This window comes from Marinobacter litoralis (assembly GCF_016427555.1).
Classification (GTDB): Bacteria; Pseudomonadota; Gammaproteobacteria; order Pseudomonadales; family Oleiphilaceae; genus Marinobacter; species Marinobacter litoralis_A.
This window is the reverse complement of the sequence record NZ_JAELVS010000003.1, coordinates 337,543-349,749: the sequence shown is the minus strand read 5'-3', so window position 1 is coordinate 349,749 and position 12,207 is coordinate 337,543. Positions and strand designations below refer to the sequence as shown.

The window sequence follows — 12,207 nt, the reverse complement described above, 5'->3', positions numbered from 1 at the left end:
TCAAGCGGACGGCCTATATTGCTTGAATAGCGGTAATGTATAAGTGCTTTACTGTCATTCAGTGGCAAGGTTACATAGAATACGCGCAGTTTCCTGTATCCACCATCTTCTAACCGGGCGCCACCAGAGAGACTGATTTGACTATCATTTTCCGTTACCTTATTCGCCAGATCATGGTGAGCATGTTCGCCGTTTCCGGCATTTTATTGCTGGTTTTTATGAGCGGCCGGTTCATTAAGTATTTAGGCAGTGCCGCAGAGGGTGAAATTGCTGCGGGCGTTTTGTTTGCCATCATGGGTTACCGGTTTCCTGGATTTCTTGAGCTGATTCTGCCGCTGGGCCTGTTCATCGGCATCTTGCTCGCATACGGCCGTATGTATCTTGAAAGCGAAATGACGGTGCTCTTTGCATGTGGCGTGAGTGAGCGCCAGTTGCTGACGAAAACCCTGCTGGGTGCGTTGCCGGTCATGGTTGTGGTGGGCGCCATGAGTCTATACGTGTCGCCTTGGGGTATGAAGCAGGTAGAACAGATTTTCAACGAGCAGCGTAAGGCGACTGAATTCGAAATGCTGGCACCGGGACGATTTCAGGATTTCACCTCGGGCACCCGGGTTACCTATACCGAAGCCTTGAGCGACGACAAGCGCCAGCTTCAAGGAGTGTTCATCGCCGAATACGGTAGTGATGGAGAAGGCGTTACCCTGATTACTGCCGAGACCGGGTCGCAGTTGATCGATGAGGAAACCGGTAGCCGGTTTTTGATTCTGGAAGATGGGGGGCGTTTTCAGGGCGTGCCCGGGCAGCTCGATCATAGCGCCACGCTTTTTGAGGCCTATGGTTTAAAAATTCAAAGCGGTGAAGCCGGCACCAAAGAGCTGGAAGAGGGCATTTCTACTCTTGACCTCTGGCATTCCGATGATCCCGAAGACCGTGCCTTGTTGCACTGGCGTATTTCACTGCCATTGATTGTTCCGATTATCACTCTGTTGGCGGTGCGCCTGAGCCGGGTTAATCCGAGGCAGGGCCGGTTCTTTCATTTGCTTCCGGCCATGTTGGTTTACATCACTTATCTCGGCTTGCTGATTGTTGCGCGGGATGCGCTGGCCGATGGCAAGGTGCCTGAGTGGCTGGGCATGCTGTGGGTACACGGATTGTTCTTGTCGCTCGGCTTGTGGTTGCAGTTTGGTCCTGCCTGGCTGAATCGCCGTCGCCTGCAAAAGGAGGCGAATGCCCATGCGTAAGATTGATAACTACGTAATGAGCACCGTGGGCGGCGCCATGTTTTTGGTGATGGTGGTGGTGCTGTCGCTGGATCTGATCTTTGCCTTTATTGCCGAGCTTGAAGACACCCGCAATGGCTATCAGACCATGGAGGCGCTTTGGTACGTAGCGCTGACGTTGCCCCGTCGTATTTATGATTACCTGCCTTTGGGGGCTTTCATGGGGTGCCTGGTCGGGTTGGGAACCATGGCCAGCTCCTCGGAGCTGACGGTTATTCGGGCCGCCGGCGTTTCGCTGAAGCGAATCGTTTGGTCGGCGATGAAACCGGCTTTGATTGTCGTAGTGCTGGGCGTGTTCATTGGCGAATATGTGGCTCCTGCTACCGAACGTATTGCTCAGAGCGATAAAGCCGTCGCCTTGGGGGCCGGCAAGAATGTTGCGGAAGCTCACGGGGTCTGGCACCGCGAAGGCAACACCTTCATGCACTTGAACGCGGTCCAGCCGGACGGCGCACTGGTGGGCGTATCTCTGTTCGAATTTGATGATGAACGGCAGTTGATTCAATCGAGTTTCGCTGAGAAAGCTGCCTTCCAGGGTGACCACTGGATGCTCGAAAATGTGGTCACAACCCGAATTGAAGATGATCGAACGGTTCGTGGCGAGCAGGCATCACTGCGTTGGGATACTGGTTTGTCGCCGGAAGTGCTCAGTGTGCTGATTGTGAAGCCTGAAAACCTATCAATGACGGGGTTGTTCACCTATGCCCGCTATTTGGGAGAGCAGGGGCTCACGGCGGCCCAGTATTGGCTAGCCTTCTGGAAGAAAGCGCTGATGCCCTTGGGGACGGCTGTGATGGTGCTGGTGGCTATTTCGTTTGTTTTCGGGCCGCTGCGCTCGGTCACCATGGGGTTTCGGGTGTTTACCGGTTTGTTGGTAGGGCTGCTGTTCAAGTATATGCAGGATCTGCTGGGGCCGATGAGCATGGTGTACGGTTTTAATCCGATGATTGCGGTGCTGGCGCCAATTCTGATCAATGCTGCGGTAGGGGCTGTGTTAATGAGAAGGGCCGGCTAGGCCGGCCCGAAGGCAAGTTATTTTTTGCTGGGCTTGGGGAGAGCCACAACCACACTGTTGGAAACCCGGTCGGTGACCGACAGGCCGTTGATCGGGTAAAACAAGGCGATGATCGCCGGTACCGTCAGCAGCAATGTGACCGCGCCCAGATAATGGCCGCCGATCATGGCCAGGAAAACCACGGCCGCCGCAGTTCCGTAGCGGAGCAATGATTGAGTCCAGCTCACCGATGTGCCATCCAGGTTTTCGATGCGCACCCGCCAAACCTGCATGCCCAGTGTCTGGCCGGCGCGAGTCCAGAAATAAGCAAAAAACAGATACAGCACAAGGAACAGGACAAAGGTCAGCCCGGGATCACCGGATAACTGGCCGGCTTCGGCCATTTGTTCGTAGGTGTCCCAGCCTGTTAGCCAGCCGGCGATCATGGTGTAGACCCAAGTGGCGACCAGCAACACGGCAATGCTGATCAAGCCGTCGTAGATGATGGCCAATGCCCGCTTTAATGCTGTGGCTGGCGGTAATAGTTCCTCGGCGTCGTGGAAGCGGCGGGGCATGGGTTCTCCTATGAGGTTTCACGTTTTTCATGTTCTCGGCGTGTGCTAGAGTAGCGGATTTGCACACGCATGTAAGTATTCGTATTCAATCGCGGACCTGCCGGCTTCTCGGCGGGTTTCTGGAAAGGTATCAAAGGGCTATGAAAACCGCAGAGTTGCGACAGACGTTCCTCGATTATTTCAAACAGCACGGTCACGCTATTGTTCCAAGCAGTTCGCTGGTGCCAGCGGACGATCCAACCTTGCTGTTTACCAACGCGGGCATGAACCAGTTCAAGGATACCTTCCTTGGTCGGGAAGAGCGCGATTACACTCGGGCAACTTCAACCCAGAAGTGTGTGCGCGCTGGCGGCAAGCATAACGACCTAGAAAACGTGGGATATACCGCGCGTCACCACACCTTCTTCGAAATGCTGGGCAACTTCAGCTTTGGTGATTATTTCAAGCGTGAAGCCATCAATTTTGCCTGGACCTTCCTGACCGGAGACAAGTGGCTGAACCTGCCGACCGAAAAGCTGTGGGTGACCGTTTACGCGGATGACGATGAAGCTTTCGATATCTGGAATAAAGAAGTAGGCGTGCCTGCTGACCGCATCGTGCGCATTGGTGATAACAAAGGCGCCCGCTACGCCTCCGATAACTTCTGGCAGATGGGTGATACCGGTCCATGTGGCCCATGCACCGAGATTTTTTATGATCACGGCCCGGATGTGGCTGGTGGCCCTCCCGGTAGCCCGGAAGAAGACGGTGACCGTTACATCGAGATCTGGAACGTGGTTTTCATGCAGTACAACCGTACTGCCGATGGAGAAATGCTGAACCTGCCCAAACCTTCGGTCGATACCGGGATGGGTCTTGAGCGTATCGCTGCGGTGTTGCAGGGCGTACACAGTAACTATGAAATCGATCTGTTCCAGGATCTGTTGAAGGCCGCATCCGACGTGCTCGGCGGCGCTGAAACCACCGAAGCATCACTTCGTGTGGTTGCAGACCATATCCGTTCCTGTTCGTTCCTGATTGCAGACGGTGTGATGCCCTCGAACGAAGGTCGTGGCTTTGTACTGCGCCGGATTATCCGTCGTGCCGCGCGCCACGGTAACAAGTTGGGTGCCAACGGGCCTTTCTTCCATAAACTGGCCAAGCCTCTGGCGGATCTGATGGGCGATGCCTTCCCGCAATTGGTCAGCAGTTTGAAGCAGATCGAGAAGGTGCTGCTGCAAGAGGAAGAGCAGTTCGCTAAAACGCTCGACAAAGGTCTGCGTTTGCTCGAGCAAGACATTGCCGAGCTTAAAGGTAACGAGATTCCTGGTGAAACCGTGTTCACGCTTTATGACACCTACGGTTTCCCGGTAGACCTCACCAACGACATCGCTCGTGAGCGTGGTCTGACTCTGGACTACGCCGGTTATGAAAAAGCGATGGAAGCTCAGCGTGAACGGGCGAGGGCGGCCAGCAAATTCGGAATTGATTACAACGCCGAAGGCCTCAGCATTGAGGGTGAAACCGAGTTTACCGGTTACGATCACATCGATGGTAAAGAGCGCGTACGCGTGGTGCTGGTTGATGGCGAAGAGCGTAAGGCGGTTGCTGGTGATGATTGTGTCGTTGTCCTTGAGCGCACACCGTTTTATGCAGAGTCTGGTGGCCAGGTGGGTGATACCGGGCTGTTGACCTGGAATGGCGGCCGTTTCGAGGTGGCAGACACGCGTAAAGATGGCGACAACCACCTGCACATCGGCAAGCTGGTTGAGGGTGAGTTGAGCGCGGGACAAGAAGTGGATGCCCGCATTGATCATGACCGCCGCGAGCGCACAAAGCGCAATCACTCTGCCACCCACCTGCTGCATGCTGCACTGCGCAAAGTGCTGGGCGAACACGTCAATCAGAAGGGTTCATTGGTTGATCCGGATAAGCTGCGCTTCGACTTTTCTCATTTTGAAGCGGTTACCCCAGAGCAGTTGAAAGAAATCGAGCGCCAGGTGAATGAGCAGGTGCTTCAGAATACGCCGGTTGAAATTGACGTTACCGACATGGAAACCGCTCAGGAAAAGGGCGCCATGGCATTGTTTGGTGAAAAGTACGGTGATGTGGTCCGGGTGCTGAGCATGGGGTCTGACCGATATTCCGTGGAACTTTGTGGCGGAACGCACGTGTCACGTACTGGGGATATCGGCATGATGCGTATTACCTCCGAAAGCGGCATTTCTTCGGGAGTTCGTCGTATTGAAGCAGTCACCGGTTTTGGTGCGCTGGAGTGGGTGGATGAAACCGACAGCACCCTGCGGGAAACGGCCAAGCTGGTGAAGGCAACCCGCGAAACCGTGGTCGATAAAGTGCAGCAAACACTGGACCGTAACCGCCAGCTGGAGAAAGAAATCGCCGCGATGAAAGCGAAACTGGCCAGCTCTGCCGGTAGTGATTTAGCAACGTCTGCTGTACAGGTTGGTGACCTGAAAGTAGTCGCCGCGCAGATGGAAGGGACTGATCGTAAATCATTGATGGAAACCGCGGACCAGCTCAAGAATAAATTGTGCGAGGGCGTGGTTGTGCTGGCCACTGTTGAAGGCGGAAAGGTTGTATTGGTTGCAGGTGTAACCAAGTCCGCTACCGGCAAGATCAAGGCCGGTGATCTAATGAAGCATTTGTGCGCGCAGGTTGACGGAAAAGGCGGTGGTCGTCCGGACATGGCGCAGGGAGGAGGAAACGACGCGTCGAAGCTGGCCGATGCTCTGGCGAGTGTGCCTGCCTGGGTTGAAGGAAATATCCAGTAAGATGCTGTTTTCTTAGGCGGGCGCAGGTTTATAATTCGCCCGCTTAATACGATGGCGGAGCCTGTTGGCTCCGCTTTGGGTCCCCGGTTCGGAGTTTGGCAAAACATGGCTCTGTTGGTTCAAAAGTTTGGAGGTACATCCGTCGGCACAACCGAGCGGATTGAGGCGGTGGCCGATAAGGTTTGTCGGTTCCGTAAAGAAGGGCACGATGTGGTGGTTGTGGTTTCAGCCATGAGCGGCGAAACCAATCGCCTGATTGCGCTAGCCGGCGAAATTATGGAAGAGCCGACGCCGAGGGAAATGGACGTGCTGGTGTCCACTGGTGAGCAGGTCACCATTGCCCTGTTGTCCATGGCGCTTCAAAAGCGTGGTTGCGACGCTCGTTCGTATACGGGCGGTCAGGTTCGCATTTTGACGGACACCAGCCACAATAAAGCTCGCATCAAAGATATTGATGCCCATCGCATGCAGGCAGATCTCGATGCAGGTCGCGTGATCGTTGTGGCGGGATTCCAGGGTGTGGACGAGCATGGAAATATCACGACACTGGGGCGTGGTGGCTCCGATACAACCGCTGTTGCTTTGGCGGCCGCGTTGAAGGCGGATGAGTGTCAGATCTACACCGATGTAGACGGTGTTTATACAACCGATCCGCGTGTTGTAGACAGCGCGCGCCGATTGGATCGTATTACATTTGAAGAAATGCTCGAAATGGCGAGTCTGGGTTCGAAGGTTCTTCAGATCCGCGCCGTTGAGTTTGCAGGTAAATACAATGTTCCGTTAAGGGTGCTTTCCAGCTTCGAAGAAGGCGAAGGAACCCTGATCACTTTTGAGGATGATACCGCCATGGAACAACCGGTTGTTTCCGGCATTGCTTTTAATCGTGATGAAGCCAAGCTGACTATCTCCGGCGTGCCGGATACCCCGGGCAGTGCATTGGGGATTCTGAAGCCCATCAGCGATGCCAACATTGAAGTGGACATGATTGTTCAGAACGTGGGTCAGGATAACAAGACTGCCTTCACGTTCACGGTGAATCGCCCCGATCTGAAGCGCGCTCAAGATATTCTGCGCCAGATTTCAGATGACATAGGTGCTGGTGAAGTTGTTGGCGACAGCAAAATTGCCAAGGTCAGCATTGTTGGTGTAGGTATGCGTTCCCATGCGGGCGTTGCCACTCAAATGTTCGAAGCGCTGTCGAAAGAAGGGATTAATATTCAGATGATCTCCACATCCGAAATCAAAGTTTCGGTGGTGATCGATGAAAAGTACCTTGAGCTGGCCGTTCGTGCGCTCCATAGCACGTTCGGGTTAGAAAATGCCGAGGTAGACGAAAACGCTTGAAGCGGGATGCTGGAGAGCGGAAATGGGGATCATTGGTTATTTCTATCAGGAACTATGTTGGCATAAGTGTTATTGCGTCTATAGTTTGATAGGTGATCCTTTTATAAAAGCAATAAGTAAAAAGTAGTGACAGTCGGAACAGGTAGCTTTGCAATAGGGAGTATGGAACATGCTTATTTTAACTCGCCGTGTTGGCGAAACTCTGATGATCGGTGATGAGGTAACCGTCACCGTTCTGGGGGTTAAGGGGAATCAGGTTCGTATTGGGGTGAATGCTCCGAAAGACGTAGCGGTTCACCGTGAAGAGATCTATCAGCGTATTCAGTCCGAAAAAGGCTCTGACGAGCCAGAACCGGGCAATAGTTGATCAGAAAAAAGCCGTTCAGGGGTCACTTGAGCGGCTTTTTTAATTTTAGGGCAAATTGATTAGAAAAATATCGTGTCAACCCTATGAAAACAGAAAAGTTGTGGTAGTATACGCACCGTTCTCAAGGAGAGGTGGGTGAGTGGCTGAAACCAGTTCCCTGCTAAGGAACCGTACGAGAAATCGTACCGAGGGTTCGAATCCCTCCCTCTCCGCCATTTTCTTTCGGGAGAGTGAGAACAGGTTGAAGTTGCTTTCAACCACATGCGATGAGATGTGCGGCTGTAGCTCAGCTGGATAGAGTACCTGGCTACGAACCAGGCGGTCGGAGGTTCGAATCCTCCCAGCCGCGCCATATTAAGTTGTTGAGAAACAACTCAAAAGCCCAGCCCAAGTGCTGGGCTTTTTTGTGCCTGAAATTTATTGATTGCCTCAGGGGCGTTAGTTGCCAATGAACACGTCTGTTATATAATGCGGGCCATGAATAATCCCACCAGCAATCGTCGCGGACGCAAAACAACTCAACGCCAGTTGGCCGATGGCGAGTACACCATCGATGATCTCGCGCGCCGTTGCAGTACCACCGTGCGTAATATCAGAGCTTACCAAGACCGGGGTATTCTCGAGCCTCCGGAAAAGCGTGGGCGGTTGGGTGTGTATTTCGATTCGCATGCCGCTCGGCTCGATATTATCAATAACCTGCTAGATCGCGGGTATTCCATTGATAATATTCGTGAGTTGCTCGCTGCATGGACCGACGGACGGAATCTGGAGGACATTCTGGGGCTGGAGAAAGCGATCACGCTTGCTTTCTCATCTGAAGCGCCTCGTGAGTATAGTCTTGCAGATCTGGTCAAGATGTTCGGCCTCAATAGTCGTAGCAAGAGCATGATTGATGAGGCGGTAAAGCTGGGCCTGATAGAGCGCAAGGGTACGAAGTTTGTGGCAGCAAGCCCTAGGCTCATTGAGTCCGGTGCTCAGCTGATAAAGCTGGGAATGCCCTTTGAAGAAATCCTCGATCTCTTGCGCCTCTTGCGGGGGAATGTACAGCGTGCCGCGGACGGTCTGGTTAAGATTGCGGTGGCCCGTTTCGACGAATTCGGAGATGAGCTGCCGCCGTCAGAGACCATCCGTGAGCTTTCACAGCTGATTTGGCAGCTTCGTCCGCTCGCTCATCAAACAATCCGCGCTGAAGCTGAGCTTGCTCTAAATCGCTCCTTGCGTAACTTCCTGGGCGATCGCCTCTCTGCTGTTATAGAGAATTTACAGGACGAGCGATAAAGAATCTGGCTCTCTAATCAGCGATTGTTGCCAAGATTAATCTCCTTTTTTCACGCCTGTCCAGGCTTCGCCGGACTCAATGAAATCAACGAAGCGAGCAATGCGATTCGCGACAACTTCAGGGTGGCTAACCTGTATCCAGTGGCCGGCATCGATGTCTTCGCGCCAAAGTCGCGGGGCCCATTGGAGCAAGTTGTCGAATAGCGTTGGGGTGACAAAGCTATCCCCTTTGGGCACGAGAAGTTGTACAGGGAGCTGAGTGTTTTTTTCTTGTGGCGAGAGAATTCTCGGGATTACGTTCGCGCGATAGAGACGAACACCTGTAGCGCCATTTTTTTTCTGGCTGGCAGATGGCGAGCAATCTTCGATGCCCTCAAGGTGTTGCAGCACGTGGGGCCAAAGTTTGTCCAGTCCCGATTTCCATAACGCAGGTGCCACGATCGGGAGGTGAAATGCAGCGATATACCATGAGTGGGCTGCTTGTTTGGCTATATCTTTAATATCTGCCGGTTTTGCGCTTTTCAGGTTCTGTTTAAACCAAAAGCCGACATGATCCAGGCTAGGCCCGGAGATGGAGGTGTATGACTTGATGCGCTCTTGAAAGTCGGGGTTGGTGACAAATTCCCAGCTTTGTATTGAGCCCCAGTCATGGCCGACAAGGTGCACCGGTTTTTCGGGGCTAACTGCGTCGAGAACGGCACGAAAATCAGTCGTCAGATGCTCTAGAGCATAGTCTTTGGTGCGATGCGGGGCGTCGGATTTCCCGGCGCCACGAACGTCGTACGCAACGACATGAAAGCGCGTTGCAAGCTCCGTTATTGTGGTGTCCCAAATATGGCTGCAGTCGGGGTACCCGTGCACAAGCACGATGGTCGTATCGTCATTTTTGTTCCACTCACGTACATGGAGTCGAAGCCCTTCATTCTTGATGAATTGGCTGTTTTCGGTCATGCGTATAGCTCTTTTGTTATTGGGACATTACCCAATGTAATAATAACAGGTGAGTTGGTCAATTTGACTGGAGCAGATGTGTATTTATCTGGGGGGAGAAAATCGTGTGCAAAAAAAAAGCCCCGCATGGAGCGGGGCTGGGGAGTGTCACCACATTAGATCATCGGGTATTTCGTAGCCGGCATAGGGGTCGTCCTCTCCCTGATCTTCTGCCTTCCGGTCGTGCAGAACCACCACCGCCGTTTCGTCCCGCTCCATGATTTTGCGAGCAACACCCTCGGCGACCAGTTCGTACTCGCCGTTAACAAAAACGACTGCCAGCCGGCCTCGCGATAGTTGGTCTACCATTTGGTCATCAACGAAAATCTTTTTGATTTTTTTCTCGTGCACGAACTGGTAGGACGTTTCGCCCCGGCTGCGTTCGAGTTTGTTGGTTTGCACCAGTTGGCGAATCTGGGCTTGGATAGCTTTCTTGTCGGCCTCTTTCTTTCGCTCAAGGTTCAGCTGCCGGTCTCGTTCGGCCTGCTCCTCGCGAGCCTTGCGGGCCCTTTCTTCCACTTCGTTAACTTGAGTGGCACCTTTTGGCTGCTGTTTACGTTGTTTGCGCTTTTCAGAGCGAATGGTGCGGGCTTTCTTTTCATCCGCGAGCCCGGCTTTTAGTAATTGGTCCTGCAAAGACGCCATCAGTGACTCCGTAGATTCGTGATAAACTTAACCAAATTATCTCTAGTATACGCCGTCAGAGCGCACTCAATCACCCACGATTACTCACCCCACGGATTTTTCTATGTCTTCTTTTAAAGAGCTTGGCCTTTCTACGACCATGCTGGCTAACCTTGAGCAGCTGGGTTTCAAGCGGCCTACCGGTATTCAGGTAAAAGCTTTGCCGCCGGCTTTGGCTGGCAAAGATGTCATTGCCATGGCTCAAACTGGGAGCGGCAAAACGGCTGCGTTCGGAATACCATTGATCGAAAAACTCAAGCCGAAGCGCTTTGCGGTTCAGGCGTTGGTGCTTTGTCCCACCCGTGAGCTGGCCGATCAGGTCGCTAAAGCGTTGCGAGAGCTGGCGCGCGCCAAAGAGAACGTAAAGGTGTTGACGTTGTGCGGTGGTGTTCCCATTGGGCCTCAGATTGGCTCGCTCAGTCATGGTGCTCACATCATTGTGGGGACACCAGGCCGGATCGATGATCATCTGCGTAAAGGTACTTTGTCGTTGGAGTATTTGAACACGCTGGTGCTCGATGAAGCGGATCGTATGCTCGATATGGGGTTTGAGGATGTGGTGGCAGGCATTTTTGCGCAAACACCTTCATCCCGGCAGACATTGTTGTTTTCTGCTACCTGGCCCGTGCCTATCCGGACCCTGAGTGAGCGTTTTCAGGTAGACCCGGAAGATGTTCGAATCGAAGTGAACGATACAACAGCGACAATAGAAGAGCAGTTCTATGAAATTTCCCCCGGTCAGGAAGTGGAGGCTGTTGTTGGATTGCTGTCGCGCTTCCAGCCGACGGCTAGTTTGGTTTTTTGCACAACCAAACGTGATTGCGATGACCTCGCGGCCGCTCTAAGACAGAGAGGCTTCGCTGCGTCGGCCTTGCACGGTGATCTGGAGCAGCGGGAGCGCGACAGCACCTTGGTGCAGTTTGCGAATCAGAGTTGCACGGTTTTGGTGGCAACCGATGTGGCAGCTCGTGGTTTGGATATTAAAGGCCTGCCACTGGTTATCAATGCTGAGCCCGCCCGGGATCCTGAAGTCTATACGCACCGGATTGGTCGTACTGGACGCGCCGGTGAGCAGGGGCATGCAGTGACCCTGTGTACCCCGAAGCAGGGGCATAAAATTTCTCGACTGGAAAGTGCTCGCGGTATGAAAGCTGAATGGGGTGATACCGATCAGCTGCTGGCAGAGCCTGTATCGCCTGTTGCCCCACCGATGAAGACGCTGTGCCTGGCTGGAGGGCGCAAAGAGAAGGTTCGCCGTGGTGACGTGCTGGGTGCTCTGACGGGCGAGGCCGGTATACCGGGTTCGGCAGTCGGCAAGATCGATCTGTTTGATTTTCAGTGTTATGTGGCAGTTGATGTTGCTTGGGCGGGCAAAGCGCTTTCTCGGCTAGAGCAAGGGAAAGTAAAGGGTCGGAAAATTCGTGTGCGTTATGTCTGAATAGGCTGGTTCTTCCGGGTGTTTAGAACACTTTGTACAAGTGCGCGCTCGGGAAATCCCTATAGAAAAACCTCCTTTTTGTTGCTCCAGAACAATGAAACCGGTAAATTACGCAGGATTTTGCCTCCCGTTTTGATTTTGCCAGCTATTAGACTTTTGTCTGGGAGAGGGTGATAGAGACGGGGAAATCACAAACCAATACAGGTAGCTGTTCACTATGAATGAGCTGATGTCACACGCCGTAGATTTGATGATCGCCGGTATGGGCTTTGTGTTCGCGTTTCTGGTTATTCTGGTATTCGCAACAGGCCTGATGTCGAAAATCATTCTGCGGCTTGCTCCGCCAGAGCCGGCAACCCCGGCCAGAACGCCACGTGCCAAGCCGAAGGCGCCAACGTCGGTTGACCCTGACACCGCCGAGGCCATTAAGAAGGCGATTGCACAACACCGGTCACGCCACAAGAAGTGACCCGGGAACGGATTAGA

General features: G+C 53.3%; 11 protein-coding genes and 2 tRNA genes. 10 read left to right on the top strand and 3 right to left on the bottom strand.

The window, feature by feature from the left end; all coding sequences use genetic code 11:
* Positions 1-137: 137 nt before the first annotated feature.
* Positions 138-1,241, top strand: coding sequence for an LPS export ABC transporter permease LptF (lptF, locus tag JAO79_RS11650; protein ID WP_199007425.1), 1,104 nt, complete (start codon positions 138-140; stop codon positions 1,239-1,241).
* Positions 1,234-2,295 (top strand): LPS export ABC transporter permease LptG, encoded by a 1,062-nt coding sequence (gene lptG / locus JAO79_RS11645; RefSeq protein WP_199007424.1) that lies wholly within the window; start codon positions 1,234-1,236, stop codon positions 2,293-2,295. Before lptF ends, lptG begins: the two co-directional genes overlap by 8 nt.
* 17 nt (positions 2,296-2,312) lie before the next feature.
* Here the strand turns inward: lptG and JAO79_RS11640 are convergent, their stop codons facing one another.
* Positions 2,313-2,849 (bottom strand): RDD family protein, encoded by a 537-nt coding sequence (locus tag JAO79_RS11640; protein WP_199007423.1) that lies wholly within the window; start codon positions 2,847-2,849, stop codon positions 2,313-2,315.
* Between the two features lie 140 nt (positions 2,850-2,989).
* Between JAO79_RS11640 and alaS the strand changes: the two genes are divergently transcribed.
* The 6 genes from alaS to JAO79_RS11610 all read left to right on the top strand — a co-directional run bounded on the left by alaS (position 2,990) and on the right by JAO79_RS11610 (position 8,609).
* Positions 2,990-5,620 (top strand): alanine--tRNA ligase, encoded by a 2,631-nt coding sequence (gene alaS, locus JAO79_RS11635; protein WP_199007422.1) that lies wholly within the window; start codon positions 2,990-2,992, stop codon positions 5,618-5,620.
* Positions 5,621-5,725: 105 nt separating this feature from the next.
* Positions 5,726-6,964 (top strand): aspartate kinase, encoded by a 1,239-nt coding sequence (locus tag JAO79_RS11630; RefSeq protein WP_199007421.1) that lies wholly within the window; start codon positions 5,726-5,728, stop codon positions 6,962-6,964.
* A gap of 169 nt (positions 6,965-7,133) precedes the next feature.
* On the top strand, positions 7,134-7,331 hold the full coding sequence (gene csrA, locus JAO79_RS11625; RefSeq protein WP_133005221.1) for a carbon storage regulator CsrA: 198 nt from the start codon (positions 7,134-7,136) through the stop codon (positions 7,329-7,331).
* A 125-nt stretch (positions 7,332-7,456) separates the two neighbouring features.
* Positions 7,457-7,546, top strand: a tRNA-Ser gene (locus JAO79_RS11620).
* 60 nt (positions 7,547-7,606) lie between these two features.
* Positions 7,607-7,683, top strand: a tRNA-Arg gene (locus tag JAO79_RS11615).
* 125 nt (positions 7,684-7,808) lie between these two features.
* Complete coding sequence (locus tag JAO79_RS11610) at positions 7,809-8,609, top strand: MerR family transcriptional regulator (RefSeq protein ID WP_199007420.1); 801 nt, start codon at positions 7,809-7,811, stop codon at positions 8,607-8,609.
* A 36-nt stretch (positions 8,610-8,645) separates the two neighbouring features.
* On the opposite strand, the gene JAO79_RS11605 is transcribed toward JAO79_RS11610, so the two are convergent.
* Both JAO79_RS11605 and JAO79_RS11600 read right to left on the bottom strand, forming a co-directional pair.
* Positions 8,646-9,560: an alpha/beta fold hydrolase gene (locus tag JAO79_RS11605; protein ID WP_199007419.1), complete on the bottom strand. Its 915-nt coding sequence runs from the start codon at positions 9,558-9,560 to the stop codon at positions 8,646-8,648.
* Between the two features lie 147 nt (positions 9,561-9,707).
* Complete coding sequence (locus JAO79_RS11600; protein WP_199007418.1) at positions 9,708-10,244, bottom strand: DUF2058 domain-containing protein; 537 nt, start codon at positions 10,242-10,244, stop codon at positions 9,708-9,710.
* Positions 10,245-10,347: 103 nt separating this feature from the next.
* Between JAO79_RS11600 and dbpA the strand changes: the two genes are divergently transcribed.
* Both dbpA and JAO79_RS11590 read left to right on the top strand, forming a co-directional pair.
* A complete protein-coding gene (gene dbpA, locus JAO79_RS11595) occupies positions 10,348-11,721 on the top strand; it encodes an ATP-dependent RNA helicase DbpA (RefSeq protein WP_199007417.1) in 1,374 nt (457 codons plus the stop codon).
* Positions 11,722-11,938: 217 nt separating this feature from the next.
* A complete protein-coding gene (locus JAO79_RS11590) occupies positions 11,939-12,190 on the top strand; it encodes an OadG family protein (RefSeq protein ID WP_199007416.1) in 252 nt (83 codons plus the stop codon).
* The last annotated feature ends 17 nt before the right edge of the window (positions 12,191-12,207 follow it).